The 16,390-nt window shown below is 48.4% G+C and carries 12 protein-coding genes and 1 pseudogene; 9 read left to right on the top strand and 4 right to left on the bottom strand.

Going from position 1 to position 16,390, the window contains the following annotated elements:
- The first annotated feature begins 6 nt into the window (after positions 1–6).
- The 7 genes from KTG12_RS02715 to hisB all read left to right on the top strand — a co-directional run bounded on the left by KTG12_RS02715 (position 7) and on the right by hisB (position 10,565).
- Entirely contained in the window at positions 7–2,895 is a 2,889-nt protein-coding gene (locus KTG12_RS02715; protein ID WP_371745252.1) for a M16 family metallopeptidase, read from the top strand.
- Positions 2,896–3,351: a DUF4268 domain-containing protein gene (locus KTG12_RS02710; RefSeq protein WP_005637895.1), complete on the top strand. Its 456-nt coding sequence runs from the start codon at positions 2,896–2,898 to the stop codon at positions 3,349–3,351.
- Positions 3,352–3,367: 16 nt separating this feature from the next.
- Complete coding sequence (locus KTG12_RS02705) at positions 3,368–5,914, top strand: M1 family aminopeptidase (protein WP_122115822.1); 2,547 nt, start codon at positions 3,368–3,370, stop codon at positions 5,912–5,914.
- 279 nt (positions 5,915–6,193) lie between these two features.
- On the top strand, positions 6,194–7,045 hold the full coding sequence (gene hisG, locus KTG12_RS02700) for an ATP phosphoribosyltransferase (protein WP_122115823.1): 852 nt from the start codon (positions 6,194–6,196) through the stop codon (positions 7,043–7,045).
- Between the two features lie 63 nt (positions 7,046–7,108).
- Positions 7,109–8,398, top strand: coding sequence for a histidinol dehydrogenase (hisD, locus tag KTG12_RS02695; protein ID WP_122115824.1), 1,290 nt, complete (start codon positions 7,109–7,111; stop codon positions 8,396–8,398).
- Positions 8,395–9,426: a histidinol-phosphate transaminase gene (gene hisC / locus KTG12_RS02690; RefSeq protein WP_022322462.1), complete on the top strand. Its 1,032-nt coding sequence runs from the start codon at positions 8,395–8,397 to the stop codon at positions 9,424–9,426. The genes hisD and hisC overlap by 4 nt, the downstream gene beginning before the upstream one ends.
- Positions 9,427–9,437: 11 nt before the next feature.
- The gene (gene hisB, locus KTG12_RS02685) at positions 9,438–10,565 is read left to right on the top strand and encodes a bifunctional histidinol-phosphatase/imidazoleglycerol-phosphate dehydratase HisB (RefSeq protein WP_005637905.1); all 1,128 of its coding nucleotides are present in this window, start codon (positions 9,438–9,440) and stop codon (positions 10,563–10,565) included.
- Between the two features lie 75 nt (positions 10,566–10,640).
- Here the strand turns inward: hisB and KTG12_RS02680 are convergent, their stop codons facing one another.
- On the bottom strand, positions 10,641–11,753 hold the full coding sequence (locus KTG12_RS02680) for a glycoside hydrolase family 43 protein (protein ID WP_122115825.1): 1,113 nt from the start codon (positions 11,751–11,753) through the stop codon (positions 10,641–10,643).
- A 103-nt stretch (positions 11,754–11,856) separates the two neighbouring features.
- On the opposite strand from KTG12_RS02680, the gene KTG12_RS02675 reads away from it, so the two are divergent.
- A complete protein-coding gene (locus tag KTG12_RS02675) occupies positions 11,857–12,258 on the top strand; it encodes a lipocalin-like domain-containing protein (protein WP_122115826.1) in 402 nt (133 codons plus the stop codon).
- A gap of 3 nt (positions 12,259–12,261) precedes the next feature.
- Positions 12,262–12,351, top strand: a pseudogene (locus tag KTG12_RS02670) (transcriptional regulator); the annotation flags it as partial.
- A gap of 62 nt (positions 12,352–12,413) precedes the next feature.
- On the opposite strand, the gene KTG12_RS02665 reads toward KTG12_RS02670, so the two are convergent.
- The 3 genes from KTG12_RS02665 to KTG12_RS02655 all read right to left on the bottom strand — a co-directional run bounded on the left by KTG12_RS02665 (position 12,414) and on the right by KTG12_RS02655 (position 16,268).
- A complete protein-coding gene (locus tag KTG12_RS02665) occupies positions 12,414–13,247 on the bottom strand; it encodes a DUF6261 family protein (protein WP_240142616.1) in 834 nt (277 codons plus the stop codon).
- 391 nt (positions 13,248–13,638) lie between these two features.
- Positions 13,639–14,121, bottom strand: a complete 483-nt coding sequence (ybaK, locus tag KTG12_RS02660; RefSeq protein WP_119216067.1) for a Cys-tRNA(Pro) deacylase — start codon at positions 14,119–14,121, stop codon at positions 13,639–13,641.
- A gap of 5 nt (positions 14,122–14,126) precedes the next feature.
- Positions 14,127–16,268 carry a Tex family protein gene (locus KTG12_RS02655; protein WP_138272641.1) on the bottom strand — a complete coding sequence of 714 codons (2,142 nt, stop codon included), beginning with the start codon at positions 16,266–16,268 and terminating at the stop codon, positions 14,127–14,129.
- Positions 16,269–16,390: the final 122 nt, after the last annotated feature.

Here is a 16,390-nt window from a genome sequence, read left to right as displayed (position 1 = left end):
TGTGGCATGACCGTGAAATTAAAAGTAGTGATGATGGTATTCGCATGTTGTTCTTATCAATCGCAAGCAGAGGACTTGAACGCTCTCAAAGTAAAAGAATATAGACTGGAAAACGGACTGACTGTTTGGCTGAACGAAGATCATAGTCAACCGAAAGTTTTCGGCGCCGTTGTCGTGAAAGCAGGAGCAAAAGATTGTCCGGATACAGGTATCGCTCACTATTTCGAGCATATGATGTTTAAGGGAACAGACCGCATCGGAACGCTTGATTACGAGTCGGAGAAAGTCTTGCTGGATTCCATTGCCATGAAATATGACGAACTGGCCATGACGGAGGATACCGCGGCACGTGCTCGTCTGCAAAAGGAAATCAACGAACTGAGCATCCGCTCTTCCGAATATGTCATTCCAAATGAGTTCAACCGGCTCATCAACCGGTTCGGCGGTTCCGGTCTGAATGCGGCGACCTCATACGATGCTACAATCTATTTCAATACGTTTTCTCCGCAATATATGGTTCAATGGGCGGAGATCAACAGCGAACGCCTGATTAACCCCGTATTCCGTCTTTTCCAAAGCGAACTGGAAACGGTTTATGAGGAGAAGAACATGTATGGTGATTTCATCGGTGGTCAGGTGATGGACACATTGATGGCACGCTATTTCGGTCCACACCCGTATGCTTACCCAATTATCGGCAGCACGAAAAACCTCAAGAACCCGCGGCTGACGGAAATGCACAAGTTCTTCGAGGACTATTACGTGGCATCCAATATGGCACTAATCCTTAGTGGTGATTTCGATGCACAGCAGGTTATGCCTATATTAGAAAAGGCCTTTTCACGAATCCGTTCGGGCAATGCGCCGAAACAGGAGAAAGTGATGCTCCCGCCCTTCAACGGACGGGAGACAATGAAGGTAAAGTTCCCGATCCCCTTTATTAAGGCGATGGGGCTTGGTTTCCGGGGTGTTTCGGCCAACCACGAGGACCAGGTAGCCTTGAATATTGCGGTCAACTTGTTGAATAACGCCAACGGTACGGGCTATCTGGACAAACTGATGGTGGAACATAAGTTGATGGGAGCTCTTGCCATCAACGAGAGCATGAATGAAGCGGGAATCTTGGCGGTCGCTATTATGCCGAAATTGTTGATCCAGTCGTACAGTTCGGCAGAGAAGATGGTCTGGGACGAGATCAACCGAGTGAAGAACGGAGATTTCAGTGATGAAATGTTCAACAGCTTGAAACTGGAACAGAAACGGCAGTATGCTTCCTCATTGGAAAATATCGACTCACGTGCGACAATCATGATGAATCTGTTTTCTCAAGGAAAGAGTTGGAACGATTATCTGAACGAAGTGGCACGGATCGAATCCATCACGAAAGAGGATGTCGTGCGGGTCGCCCAAAAATATTTCAGCAATAACTATTTGTGCGTAACCAAGAGCACAGGGAAATATCCAAAAGACAATTTGCCGAAACCAGCTTTCTCTCCGGTTGTTCCCCGGAATGCAGACGCTTCGTCTTCTTATGCCAAACAGTTGGAGAAGATACCGGAACAACAAGTCGCACCTCGTATCATCGATTTCGAAAAGGATGTGAAGACGTCAAAGTTGACTCCTTTGGTGACGTTGTACACGACACCTAATCCGCTGAACGATATTTTTACTTTGAACATCTCCTACGGGATCGGTGCCTTGGAACAGCCGGAATTGATGCAGCTCACCAACTATCTGCAATTATTAGGGACCGAGTCTTTATCTTTCGAGCAGTTCCGCAGCCGTTTGCAATCGATCGGAAGCACGCTTGCATTCGATGTAACACCCGATGCTTTTGTCATGAAGGTGACTGGTTTCGATAACCATATTGACGAAACGATGAAACTTGTGGGTGACTTTATCCGCCATGCAAAGGCTGACGACAAGAAGCTACGTCAGATTGTGGACGATGCCAAAGTCTCGGAGAAAGCCTTTTTCAAGTCGGGCGACAATGTGGCATCAGCTTTGTTAGAACAGGTAAAGTACGGTGATCAGTCCCGTTACCTGCGTAAACTTTCACTCTCGCAAATCAAGAAATTGAAGGGTAAAGATATGTTGGCGATCTACGATAAAGTACGGAGCGTACAGTGCGACCTTCACTACTGCGGCACATTGCCTGTAGAAAAGGTGATCGGGACGATTCGCCAGCATCTCCCACTGGAGCGGACGACCGTTGCCTCCAATTCTCCCTATTACCGCGAGTTGAAGCAATACGACCGGCCGACCGTCTTTTTTATCGATATGCCGGATATGGCGCAGAGCATCGTTTACGGCTATGTCAAGGGCGATCCGGTCGATGACAAGGCTTCCCGCCATGCCTCCCGGCTGTTCTCTGTCTACTTCGGAGGCGATATGTCATCGCTGATGTTTCAAGAAATAAGGGAATTCCGTTCTTTTGCATACCGGACAAGCGGTCGTTACCAGTTGCCGAACCATGCACATAAAGGGACTGCCGGATCTTTTACGGCGATGCTGTCCACTCAAAGCGACAAGACGCTGGATGCGCTGGGCGTACTGGATTCGCTGATCCGGGAAATGCCGTTGAAGCCGGAAAGGATGGAGGCGGTCAAGCAGACGTTGGTGAACCGTATCAATAACGATTATCCGCCTTTCCGCAACCTGTCCGAGAAAGTGGCGAGTGCGCGTATGGAAGGTTTCGACCGTGATCCGGCTGAAGAATTCCTGCGGGATATCGCAACGATGGACATGCAGGATATTTCCCGTTTCTACCGGGAGCAGATCAGTGGCCGCCCGGTCGTTTACGTGATTGCTGGGAACCGGAAACATATCGATATGAAGAAGCTGGCCGAATACGGTACGATAATAAAAGTGAAAAAGAAAGACATATATAAATAAATGTATAGTAAAGACGAACTCAAGAACCTGAAACTTGAATTTTGGGAAAGTTTCGCCGCATTTTGTGAAGTACAGCCGTATCTGAGAGGACGCAAGAAAACGTGGGTTTTATATGATACGAAAGTGAAAGGGGTCGAACTCAAATTCGATGCGACAAGAGAGGGTGCGTTTGTCATCCTCGAAGTGAACCATAGGAGCGAAGAGGCCCGGCTGGAGATGTTCGAACGCCTGACGTGGTATAAGGATACGCTGGAAATGGATTTTCCGGAGGGGTTGACTTGGGACATTTGTTTCGTGCGCGATACCGGAAAGCAGGTGGCCCGTATTTATACAGCCAAATCCGGGATTGACTTCCACCGCCGTCAGGATTGGGGAGAGTTTTTCTCCTTTATGGCAAGTCAAATGTATCTGTTGGAACGGAACTTCATGTCCATAGCAGAGTATTTGAGAGAATGAAAAGATTTAAATCATAATGAACACTGGAAATATAAAACAATTTATAGGAGTGGCAGCTATCAGTTTATTGACGGCTTGCGGTAGTCCTGTACCCGATGCTGCGCTGTTGCAACCGGGAGTCAGCCGGGAATTGGCTCAGTTCAGGAAAGAACATTTCAAGGAGGTACGTTACAACCTCTTTTTTTCCATCCCGGAATCCCGCGAAGAAGCCGTCACAGGCAAAGCGGATATAACGCTTGCTATCCACGAAAGACTGCCGGTTATCATAGACTTCCGAGGGGAATCGGAACAGGTAGCCTCAGTTTTGTTGAATGGCAGGAAAGTCCCTTATACGGTTAAGGACGAGCATATCGTGATCGATACAAGAGAGGCGGCAGACGGAGAGAACCGCGTGACTATCGAATTTACGGCAAACGATCAGTCGCTTAACCGCCGGGACGAATTCCTCTATACGTTGCTGGTCCCTGACCGGGCGCGTACGCTCTTCCCTTGTTTCGACCAACCGGACATGAAATCGCTTTTCACCCTGTCGTTGGAGGTTCCGTCTTCCTGGCAGGCGCTCGCCAACGGGGTGGTCGAGCAGGTGGATTCGACATCCGTCGCCAGGCGCAAGCGGATTTCTTTCCGGGAAACGGAACCGCTCAGCACCTATCTTTTCTCTTTTGTTGCCGGTAAGCTGACACGAGAAACGTATTCGCGCGACGGACGGAACATTTCGATCTACCATCGTGAGACCGACCCGAAGAAAGTAGCACAGTGCTCCGATATCGCATCCGAAGTGTTCGATGCACTCGAATGGCAGGAGGAATATACACAGATACCATACCCCTTCGCCAAATACGACCTGATCATTTTGCCGGGATTCCAGTTCGGCGGGATGGAACATACGGGAGCGACCTTATATACGGACGGGCGGATGTTCCTGAACGAGAACCCGACATTGAACGAGCGTCTGGCACGCAGTTCCTTGATTGCGCACGAGACTTCGCATATGTGGTTCGGGGACTTCGTGACGATGGAATGGTTCAATGATGTCTGGACAAAAGAGGTCTTTGCCAATTATTACGCCTCCCAGATAATCGAGCCTCTGTTTCCGGAGGTGAACCATTCTTTGAATTTCATGCTTGACTATATCCCCGCGGCCTATTCCGAAGATCGTACCGCCGGTGCCAATCCGGTGAAGCAGCAACTGGAGAACATGCGAGATGCCGGATTGATGTACGGTAATATCATCTATGACAAGTCTCCGGTTATCCTGGAAATGCTGATTAAGAAAATGGGGAAGGAGTCTTTCCAAAAAGGAATCCGGGAATATCTGAAGACGTATGCATACGGAAATGCAACTTGGGAAGGCTTGATCGGTATCCTGGACAAATATACGAACGACGATCTGGCGGCCTGGAGCCGGGTTTGGGTGAATGAAAAGGGCATGCCGGAGATATGTGGAGTGATATCCGAAGATGGCAAATCGTTGCAGGTCTCGCAGAAAGATCCGTTAGGACGCGGGCTGTTGTGGGAACAAGACTTGTCTTTTCTGGTTGTCTATCCTGACGGAGGGACGGAGGACGTGCAAGTTTCATTTGGAAAAGAGCAGGCGTCATGCCTCAAGGAACTGAAAAGGCAGGCGAGCGAAGGCTGTTTCGTCATGCCCAATGCCGATGGCAAAGGATATGGTTTCTTCCGCCTGCTTGAGAAAGATGCGAAGGCTTGTTTGGGCAACCTTCCCGCTTGTAAGGACGAGGTGTTGAGAGGTTCTTTGTTGATTACGTTGTACGAGAATTTATTGAACCGGACTATCCCTGCAGAGCTTTATATGGAAGCAATGTTGGATTATTTGCCTACGGAAAACAATTCTCTGTTGTTCTCGGCCGCCCTCGGATATATCGGTAATTGCCAACGTTTCTATCTCGCTGATCCGGAGAAACTGGAACTGGTGCTCTGGCGAATCGTGACAATGGCGGAACAATCCCAACAACGTTTGCAGGCGTTCCGCCAATATCGTTCCATTGCCCGCTCGCCGGAAGCGGTCGGAAAACTATACGCGCTCTGGAAAGACCAAAAAGCGCCTGCCGGCTGTTCGTTGAGCGAAAATGATTATATCAGCTTGTCGTACGATCTGGCTATCCAAATGCCTGACAAAGCCGATGAAATTGTAGCAACCCAGCAAGCACGGATCACCAACCCGGACCGCAAACGGCAATATGCATTCATCTCACCCTCCGTTTCTCCCCGGCAGGAAGTGCGCGACAGTGTGTTTGCTTCTCTGCTCGTAGCCGAGAACCGTCGCGTCGAGCCGTGGGCTTCGGCCGCCTTGTCGAACCTGAACTGCCAGTTGCGCCAGAAAGAAGCGGTCGGTTATATCCGTCCGGCACTGGAAGCCTTGCAGGAGGTACAGCGTACGGGGGATATCTTTTTCCCGCGTGATTGGGTACGGGCTTTACTGAGCGGACATACTTCTTCGGCAGCCCGGAAGGAGGTGGACGATTTCTTTGCCGCCCACCCGGACTATCCGGTCCTGCTCTCAAATAAAATCCGTCAGCAGGCGGATCATCTGTACAGATAACCGGAATTATCGGGTTAAAATTGGCCTCATAATAAAAAATCACCCCGATTGGCTAATCTTTTGTAAGTTTTATTTGCTAATTCAATTATTATTGTAACTTTGCAACGTAAAAATAATAACAAATGAAAAGTACGCATCTCCACCATCATCATCATTACAACGGGCAATAGTTCGGTGGGCTGTGTGGTATGTAGGAACATATGATATAAATGAATAAGGCTTGCCGTTTACGGTGGGCCTTATTTTGTTTTTGGAAAAATATATACAAACAAAATAAACATGTTACGAATCGCAGTACAATCAAAAGGTCGTCTTTACGATGAAACAATGCTTCTCTTAGAAGAAGCCGGTATTAAACTAAACAGGGGAAAACGTATTTTGCTGTTGTCGGCAAAAGGTTTTCCGGTAGAAGTCTTATTCTTGCGCGATGACGATATTCCACAATCTGTAGCCAATGGAGTTGCCGACATAGGTATCGTTGGCGAAAACGAATATGTAGAAAAAGGGCAGGAGGCCAAGCTGATCAAACGTTTAGGATTCAGCAAATGCCGTCTTTCACTCGCCATTCCGAAAGATGAAGATTATCAGGGGGTGGAATGGTTCGCCGGAAAAACGATCGCAACTTCCTATCCGGAAATACTGAAGGCTTATCTGGCTGAAAAGGGAGTGAAAGCAGACCTTCACGTAATCAGCGGGTCTGTGGAAATTGCGCCGGGTATCGGCCTCGCGGATGCGATTTTCGATATCGTCAGCTCCGGCAGCACACTGGTGAGTAATCAGCTCAAAGAAGTGGAAGTCATCATGCAGAGCGAGGCCCTGTTGATTGCCAATAATAATTTGTCGGATGAAAAACAGGCTATCCTGGACGAACTGTTGTTCCGTTTCGAAGCGATCCAGGTAGCGGAAGGCAAGAAATATGTATTGTTGAACGCTCCAAAAGACAAGATGGACGAGATCATAGAAGTGCTGCCGGGCATGAAGAGCCCGACCATCACGCCGCTTGCCGACGGGAACTGGGTGTCTGTCCAATCCGTCATAGCGGAGAAACATTTCTGGGAAATCATCGGTAAACTGAAATCATTGGGAGCAGAAGGCATACTGGTGCTACCGATCGAGAAAATGATTTTGTAAATTAAGAAGTAATTCTTACCTCTTAATTTTTTAATTCTTAATTCTTAATTTTTAATTTATAAAGTGGAAGTAATCAAATATCCGTCAAGAGAAGAATGGGCCTCATTGGCCCAGCGTCCGGCGCTGGATGTCACGACACTGTTCGATACGGTCCGCACGGTGCTGGATGAAGTCCGGAAGGGAGGAGATGCCGCCGTTATCCGGTATGAGGAGAAGTTCGACAAGATAGATCCCGCTACCTTCAAAAGGTTGCAGGTTTCAGAACAGGAATTAGCGGAAGCGAAGGAGCTCGTACCTGAAGAGCTAAAGCAAGCTATTCGTCAAGCAAAGAACAATATAGAGATATTTCACGCCTCACAGCGTTTTACGGGAAAGAAGGTAGAGACGACACCGGGTGTCACCTGCTGGCAGAAAGCGGTAGCGATAGAAAAAGTCGGTTTATACATTCCCGGCGGAACGGCTCCTCTTTTCTCTACCGTCCTGATGTTGGCTGTCCCGGCACGTATTGCCGGCTGTAAGGAAATCGTGCTTTGTACGCCTCCGGGCAGGGATGGAAAGGTACACCCTGCCATCCTGTTTGCCGCGGAAACGGCAGGCGTCAGCAAGATATTCAAGGCAGGAGGTATCCAGGCCATAGCGGCGATGGCCTACGGAACGGAATCGGTTCCGAAGGTCTATAAGATATTCGGTCCCGGTAACCAGTATGTGACGGCGGCCAAACAGTTGGTCAGCCTGAAAGAGGTGGCCATCGACATGCCTGCCGGTCCTTCCGAAGTGGAAGTGATTGCGGACGAATCGGCCAATCCCGCCTTTATCGCCGCAGATTTCCTTTCCCAGGCGGAACATGGAGTGGACAGCCAGGCCATGCTGGTGACGGCATCCGAAAGCATCGTCGAACCGGTCATGCAAGCGATCCGGGAACAGCTGGACCGGCTGCCCCGTAAGGAGATCACGGAAAAATCGTTGAGCCACAGCCGTCTTATCGTGCTGAAAGATAAACAGGAAGTGATCGACTTCACCAACCTGTACGCTCCGGAGCATCTGATTATCCAGACGACCGATTATGCAGATATTGCCGGGCAGGTCGAAAATGCAGGTAGTGTCTTCATGGGCCCCTATACGCCGGAAAGCGCTGGCGACTACGCTTCCGGTACGAACCATACGTTGCCGACCAACGGATATGCAAAAGCCTACAGTGGCGTGAACCTGGACAGCTTCATCAAGAAGATCACGTTCCAGGAGATCACGGCCGACGGCATCCGGCTGTTGGGCGGGACGATCCGGACAATGGCGGCCAACGAGCAGTTGGATGCGCACAAGAATGCAGTAACAATCAGATTGAACACATTATGAAAGACTTAAAAGATTTAGTCAGACCCAATGTCTGGAACATGAAACCCTACTCGTCTGCCAGAGATGAGTTTCAAGGTAATGCCTCCGTTTTCCTGGATGCAAACGAAAACCCGTTTAACAGACCGTACAACCGTTATCCCGATCCTTTGCAATGGGAACTGAAGAAGAAGATTGCGGAGATCAAAGGGGTGAAACGCGAGTCTATCTTTCTGGGGAACGGAAGTGACGAACCGATCGATCTGATTATCCGTGCGTTTTGCGAACCGTCTATCGACAGCATCGTAAGCATCGCACCTTCCTACGGCATGTATGAAGTCGCGGCCAATGTCAATAACGTAGAGTTCCGGAAGATCAAGCTGGACGAAAAGTTCGACCTGGATACCGACAGCCTTCTGGAAGCGGCAAACGACTGGGTGAAGGTGATATTCCTGTGTTCTCCCAACAACCCGACGGGAAATAATCTGAGCCGTGACCGCCTTTACAAAGTATTGAATACTTTCCAGGGGATCGTTGTGATTGACGAGGCTTATGTCGATTTCTCCATCGAGCCTTCTTTCTTAGGCGAGTTGGATAAATTCCCGAATCTGATCGTCCTGCAAACCATGTCCAAAGCGTGGGGGGCTGCCGGAATCCGGTTGGGAATGGCTTTTGCTTCTCCCGAAATCATTGCGATCCTCAATAAGATCAAATATCCGTACAATGTAAATCTGCTGACTCAGGAACGTGCCTTGTATATGCTTGAAAACAAGGAACAGATGGAAAAACAGCTTCGTTCGATCCTTTCCGAGCGGATTCGTCTGCAGGCTGCATTGCCGGAGTTGAACTGCGTGCGCAAGATTTATCCTACGGATGCAAATTTTATCCTGGTCGAAGTGACGAATGCCGATACGATCTATAAAAATCTGGTCAGACAGGGTATTATCGTCCGTAACCGGACAAATGTGACCATGTGTAACGGCTGCCTTCGCATCACGGTCGGTAAGTCGGATGAAAACGATGCTTTGCTCGAAGCGCTTAAAAAAATGTAAAGATTTATGAAATGAAAAGAGCCTTATTTATAGACCGGGACGGAACGCTTGTGATAGAGCCGCCGGTGGACTATCAGTTGGACAGCCTGGAGAAGTTAGTGTTTTATCCGAAGGTGTTCCGTAACCTGTACTTTATCCGTAAACAGTTGGATTTCGAGTTTGTGATGGTGACGAACCAGGACGGTTTGGGTACGGATTCCTTTCCGGAAGACACTTTCTGGCCGGCACACGACAAGATGTTGAAGACCTTGGAAGGCGAGGGGATCCGTTTCGACGATATCCTGATCGACCGTTCTTTTCCGGAAGAAAACTCTCCGAACCGGAAACCCCGTACAGGTATGTTAGGCCGCTATCTGTCCGGCGAATATGACCTGGCAAACAGTTATGTGATAGGTGATCGGCTGACGGATATGCAGCTGGCAGCCAATTTAGGGGCAAAAGGGATATGGCTTCGTCCGGATGACGTCGAGGCGCGACAGTTGCTCACGGAGAATACGGCTATTTCTCCCGTCCTGATTACAGACGATTGGGACCGGATCACGGAATATCTTTTTGCCGGAGAACGCCGGGGCACTATCCGACGTACGACAAAGGAAACGGATATTTTTGTAGAAGTGAATCTGGACGGACATGGACGGACGGAGATTTCCACCGGTCTCGGCTTCTTCGACCATATGCTCGACCAGATCGGAAAACATTCGGGTATCGATTTGACGGTACGGGTGAAAGGAGATCTGGAAGTAGACGAACATCATACGATAGAGGATACGGCTATTGCGCTTGGAGAAGCTTTGTTAAAGGCTTTAGGCGACAAGAGGGGGATCGAACGCTACGGTTACTGTCTGCCGATGGACGATTGTCTGTGCAGTGTGGCGCTTGATTTCGGCGGACGTCCCTGGTTAGTCTGGGATGCAGCCTTTCACCGTGAGAAAGTAGGGGATATGCCGACCGAAATGTTCCTGCATTTCTTTAAAAGCCTGAGCGATGCCGCCCGCATGAACCTGAACATTAAAGCGGAAGGCACAAACGAGCACCATAAGATCGAAGGAATCTTCAAGGCTTTGGCCCGCTCCATCAAGATGGCTATCCGTCGCGACATCTACAGGTATGAACTGCCGAGTACAAAGGGGGCTTTGTAAATTAAGAATTAAAAATTAAGAATTAAAAAATTACGGTCGATGATATTTTTTAATTCTTAATTTTTAATTTTCAATTTACTCCGCGTTCGGTCCTTCCACATAGAGCTTGCCGTTCTCATCGATTCCCATCTTGTCGATAAAGACAACTCGCTCGTTTCCTGTTTTCTGAGTGTAACCGTGATAAACGCAATACATCTGCTTGCCGTCTTTCGACCAGGTCACGCTGTTATGCCCCGTACCGGTAACGATGCCTCCCTGCTCCACATTCTTTTGTAGCACAGGATTATCGTTCGATTTGACAAACGGGCCGAGCGGACTTTTTGCTGTTGCATAGCCGACAGCATAATTCTTTCCTTTATAATAGTTGGCCGAATACATCATATAGTAGGTATCGCCTTTTTTCATCGTATAAGGACCTTCCGTCCAACGGCGGTTGATCTCACCGGAAGTAACGGAGCGGCTTTCCCATTCGGATTGCGTGTCGTCCAGTTTTACTGGCGGACGGAGCAGCAGGACCGGTTCACCGATCACTTCTGTCAAATCCGGCTTTACCTCGATGCCATATATCCAGCTTTCCTCTATCTCGTCGAACTTCCCTTCTTTTTTAGCCTTTTCGGCAATTTCGCTTTCCACCGGATGTTTGTAGCAACAACGGGAAAAATACAGATAGGTCCGTCCATCCTCGTCGTCGATCAGGTTCCCGTCGATAACCGGATAGCCCGGATCAAACAAAGGTTTGTCGAATAATTCCTTGAAAGGTCCTGTCGGTTTATCTGCAACGGCCACTCCGATACGGAAATTTTCCAATTCGTTAGTCGGATTTTCTTTCCAATCGGCACTGTACAGCATATAGAACTTGCCACCACGTTCGTACACCTCCGGCGCCCAGAAGTTGGCGACTCCCCATGATCCCGGAACATTGCCCCGGAATACCTGTCCTTCGGCTTTCCAGTTGGCCAAGTCGGGAGAGGAATACACACTGAAGCCGTCGACGGCGCCTCCGCCTGTTCCATACATGTAGTATATGCCGTCCGAAGCCAGCAGTACATAAGGATCACCAAACTTTACGGGAAGGGGATTGGTATGCACGATACTCTTTACCTGTTGTTCCTTCTGCACTTTGTGTACGCAGGAAGAAAAAGCTAATACAGCTGAAAGCAGTATTACAAATTGTTTCATTTGTCTCATAGAATGTCTGTAAAATTAAAAACACATAATAAAGTGGTGACAAATATACAAAATTGGAATTATTTCCTTTCCTTTGATGTCCGATTTAAGCAGAAAAAAGAGTATGGTTAGAAATATATTGATAGCATTTTGTGTGATCCTGTTCGTCTCGTGCAGCAAGGACACGGAATCCAAGTTGTTCGGTAAATGGCAATTACAGAAGGTAGAAGCAAACGGTGACGTGCAGAATGTCGATACGGTTTATTTTAATTTTGAACATTCTTTGTTTATGTACCAGGTGTACGTTACGGAAATCGACTCTTTCCGCCATCAATATGGCTACAACACGTTGGAAGGTGAAAAAACATTGCTGCTGGAATTGGAGAACAATCCGGGGCCGATCAGTAAATTCCTGCCCTATACCGATTGGAATTCTTCCAAACAAACCTATACAATCGATAAACTGGAATCCAAGCAACTGATCTTAAGCCGTGAGGGGAAAACATATACGTTCCGGAAGTTCTAAAGATTAAATAAGAAATGCGAGCCGACTTTGAAAGTTGCTCGTGAGATCAGCCGAAAATTGAATATCGATGCTGATATCGTCTTAGGTGTATAAAATTAAAGAAAGAAGAAAAGAGCCGAGATCGGTAAAAATTACCAGTCTCGGCTCTTTTTTGTTTAAACAGACAGTTCTCCGGGACGTTCGGAATCGTCAGCCCCGTTGCCGTTTGACCCTGATCTTTTCTTCCGCTGGTTGTTGGCAGTGGTCGTTTCGGTGATCAGCTGATTCAGGTTGTTGACAAATGCCGTTGCCGCCTCCGAAGGTACGGCAACGCTGTAGGATTGTGCCAGCATGACCAGATCTTCATAATATTCGTCGATCCGCTCGCGCAGAACCGCACCGCTTTCCTTCTTGTTGGCTGCCCGGTTCTGTGTCCGTTGGCTCGTCAGGCTGATATAGGCGTTGTTCTCCTTTTCGAGTTCGTCCAAATAAGCCGCCAGTCCGAGCGTCTCCACGTAGGAGATGTTTTCGTCCTTTCTCAAATCGATCAAAAGCCCTTGTATCTTGGCACTTTCCTGTGCTACCGGGAGACGGGCGATACCGATATAAGGCTTGATGACCTTGTATAAATATTTTCCTGCATCTCTTTCTGCCTCAAGTGGCAATGTTCCGGCACGGGAGATACGTGTCGTGATGTAAACAACTAAATTATCCCGATTCTTTTCGTGTAATTCGGCTTTTTCCGTTTCCTGCGAGATACGGCTTTCATCCACAACGTCTGCCAGGGCAAGCACGTTCTTTTCCATTGCATTGACAAACTCTTTTGACAGACCGATGTCCGGAGCTCCTGATGCTTGCACTTCTTTGTCCAAAGAGAGTTCATCCGGACAGTCTTCCTCGCCGCCCGATGGAGGAGGGAGCAAAGCGAGTACGGAGTTCATATAGGCCAGGTACTCGGCGTTATTGAGTGTGTAAAGCATGATTACTTTGATTTTCGTGTATGTTCCCATAGGCATTCGAATTAAATGTTTAAATTGTTCTGCAAGGTAGACAATAATTATTGATTTAGCATTGCTTTCTGCATTTATTGTCCGGAAAAGTCTTCAAGAAACCTTGAAATGCCGTTCCAACGGTGAAAAATATCTTCAAGAAATCTTAAAGCCGTTTTTGAATGGAGAAAAGTCGTTTCAAGATTTCTCAAAACGGCTTTTCAAAGGTGCAAACCCATTTCAAGATTTCTTGAGACCGCCCTGCACGGTGAAAAACGGCTTCAGGATTTCTTGAAATGGGTTTGCAGGGGTGCGACGGGGGTTCGAGTTTTCTTTGCTTAATCATTCAAAAACACGGTCTTTGTGGACGTATTGAAAATAACGTAGAAGCGTTTCGATATACAGTATTGATTCATATTTCACGTATGACATCCGCCACCTCCGCCCGTGCCTCCCGGATCAAATCCTCCGGAGCGATCCGTATCTGCAAACCCCGTTGTCCGGCGCTGACATAAATGTGATCGAACTGTCCGGCGGTGTGGTGGATGTAGGTCGGGAAATGCTTTTTCATGCCGATGGGGGAGCAGCCGCCACGGATGTAGCCGGTGAGGGGGAGGAGTTCTTTAACCGGGATCATTTCACAACTTTTGTTGCCGGAGACTTTGGCGGCCTTTTTCAGATCGACCTCGTCGGCGCCGGGAATGACACAGACGAAGTAGCCGCTTTTGTCGCCGTGGAGGACAAGCGTCTTGAATACCTGCGCGACATTCTCGCCTAACTGGTCGGCAACGTGCGTCGCGCTCAGATCGTTTTCATCTACTTCATAAGGAACCAGCTGGTAAGCCACTTTGGCTTTGTCCAGCAGGCGTGCTACGTTTGTTTTGTTAATTTTCATCGCTATTAAGAAACTGTTTCTTCTATTCCTTTCATAGAAAGCTGAACCCGTTTGCGAACGAGGTCGACGCTTAACACTTTTACTTTCACATGTTGATGGATCGAGACGACTTGTGTCGGATCACTGATAAAACGGTCTGCCAATTCGGAAATATGAACCAGCCCATTCTCCTTGATGCCGACATCGACAAAACATCCGAAATTCGTTATATTGGTGACGATGCCCGGCAGCACTTGCCCTTCTTTCAGGTCTTCGATCGTCTTCACCGTTGGATCGAAAGAAAATACTTGGATGGTCTGGCGAGGATCGCGTCCCGGCTTATCCAGTTCTTCCATAATATCCAACAAAGTCGGCATTCCGACTTTGTCCGTGACGTATTTCTTCAAGTCGAGCTTTTTCTTCAGTTCTTTATTGCTGATCAGTTCGGTGACAGTACATTTCAAGTCCTTTGCCATCAGTTCGACGATCGGATAACTTTCCGGATGGACGGCCGAGTTGTCCAATGGGTTCTTACCATCTTGGATACGAAGGAAACCAGCACTTTGTTCAAAAGCCTTTTCTCCCATGCGGGGTACTTTCAGGAGTTCGCGACGAGACTGGAAAGGTCCGTGTTCGGTTCGGTAGTCGACGATGTTCTGTGCTAACGTCGGACCCAATCCGGAAATATAGGTCAATAGGTGCTTGCTTGCCGTATTGACATTCACGCCGACTAAGTTTACACAGCTTTCCACCGTCTGGTCGAGGCTCTTTTTCAGGGCGCCCTGCTCGACATCATGCTGGTATTGCCCGACACCGATGCTTTTCGGATCAATCTTGACCAACTCGGCAAGCGGGTCCATCAAGCGACGGCCGATACTGACGGCGCCACGGACCGTCACGTCATATTCGGGAAACTCGTCGCGGGCTATCTTGGATGCGGAATAGATGGATGCTCCGTTCTCGCTGACCACGAACACTTGTACTTTGCGATCATAGCGGATATTGGTAATGAACTGTTCCGTCTCGCGGCTTGCTGTCCCGTTCCCGATAGCGATGGCGTCGATGGCGTATGTGGCTACCAGTTGTGCCACTTTGGCAGCCGCTTTGCTTTTTTCGTTCTGGGGCGGGTGAGGATAGATCGCTTCATTATGTAACAATGCCCCCTGCGCATCGAGGCAAACCAGTTTACAACCAGTACGATAACCGGGATCGACACCCAACACACGTTTTTGTCCCAATGGCGGAGCCAACAACAACTGGCGCAGGTTTTCGGTAAATACACGGATCGCTTCTTCGTCGGCTTTTGCCTTGCTCAAATTAGCAAATTCGGTTTCGATGGAAGGTTTCAGCAGGCGCTTGAAAGAATCGTCTACAGCTATCGATACTTGGTCGGATGTTTCGCCCCGTCCCTTCACGAAACGGCGTTTCAACCGGTCCAGGCAGCCCGTCGTGTCGGGAGAAATGCTTACACGCAGGATACCTTCCGTTTCACCTCGGCGCAGGGCCAACAGACGATGTGAACTTATACGGTTCAGAGTCTCACTGAATTCGAAATAATCGAGGTATTTAGCGCCCTCTTCCTCTTTTCCTTTGATGACTTTGGACGTGATGACTGCCGTGTGTGAGAAAGAATTCCGGACGACATTGCGGGCCTCTTCGTTCTCATTCACCCATTCAGCGATGATGTCGCGTGCCCCTTGCAACGCTTCTTCAGCGTTCTTCACTTCCCCTTTGATAAAGGCTGCCACGCGGGCTGGCAAGTCTCTTTCGTTTTGCATCATCACGATTCTGGCAAGAGGTTCGAGTCCTTTCTTACGGGCAATTTCCGCTTTGGTGATCCGTTTGGGCTTGTAAGGCAGATAAAGGTCTTCTATTTCGGTACTATCCCACGAATCCTCGATCCTCTTTTTCAGTTCGGGAGTCAGTTTGCCTTGTTCTTCTATGGAGGATAAGATACTTTCTTTTCTCTTCTTCAGTTCGGTCAACTTGTCCAACTGATCTTTGATATTGCCGATCTGAACTTCATCCAGTCCTCCGGTCACCTCTTTGCGGTACCGGCTGATGAAGGGGATTGTCGCTCCTTCTCCCAATAGCCCGATGGTTCGTTCCACCTGTCCGACAGGAATGTTCAGGATACGGGAAATCAGCGCATGAAATGATGTTACCATATGGGTTGTTTCTTTATATTTGAATCGCAAAGATAATTGTTTGGTATTTATTTTGCTCCAGCCGGCGAGTTCTTTATCTAAACATTTGCAATTCACGTTTAAATTCAAGAATTTTGTCAACC

Origin of the sequence: Parabacteroides sp. MSK.9.14 (assembly GCF_019041495.1) — a bacterium.
GTDB lineage: Bacteria > Bacteroidota > Bacteroidia > Bacteroidales > Tannerellaceae > Parabacteroides > Parabacteroides merdae.
This window is presented reverse-complemented; position numbering and strand designations above follow the sequence as displayed.

Bases quoted from the DNA above. Each gene is read 5' to 3' on its own strand.
- hisB (WP_005637905.1), top strand. From the start codon at position 9,438: ATGAAAAGAGCCTTATTTATAGACCGGGACGGAACGCTTGTGATAGAG.
- KTG12_RS02655 (WP_138272641.1), bottom strand. From the start codon at position 16,268: ATGGTAACATCATTTCATGCGCTGATTTCCCGTATCCTGAACATTCCT.
- KTG12_RS02665 (WP_240142616.1), bottom strand. From the start codon at position 13,247: ATGGGAACATACACGAAAATCAAAGTAATCATGCTTTACACACTCAAT.
- hisG (WP_122115823.1), top strand. From the start codon at position 6,194: ATGTTACGAATCGCAGTACAATCAAAAGGTCGTCTTTACGATGAAACA.
- KTG12_RS02705 (WP_122115822.1), top strand. From the start codon at position 3,368: ATGAACACTGGAAATATAAAACAATTTATAGGAGTGGCAGCTATCAGT.
- hisC (WP_022322462.1), top strand. From the start codon at position 8,395: ATGAAAGACTTAAAAGATTTAGTCAGACCCAATGTCTGGAACATGAAA.
- KTG12_RS02710 (WP_005637895.1), top strand. From the start codon at position 2,896: ATGTATAGTAAAGACGAACTCAAGAACCTGAAACTTGAATTTTGGGAA.
- ybaK (WP_119216067.1), bottom strand. From the start codon at position 14,121: ATGAAAATTAACAAAACAAACGTAGCACGCCTGCTGGACAAAGCCAAA.
- KTG12_RS02715 (WP_371745252.1), top strand. From the start codon at position 7: ATGACCGTGAAATTAAAAGTAGTGATGATGGTATTCGCATGTTGTTCT.
- KTG12_RS02675 (WP_122115826.1), top strand. From the start codon at position 11,857: ATGGTTAGAAATATATTGATAGCATTTTGTGTGATCCTGTTCGTCTCG.
- KTG12_RS02680 (WP_122115825.1), bottom strand. From the start codon at position 11,753: ATGAGACAAATGAAACAATTTGTAATACTGCTTTCAGCTGTATTAGCT.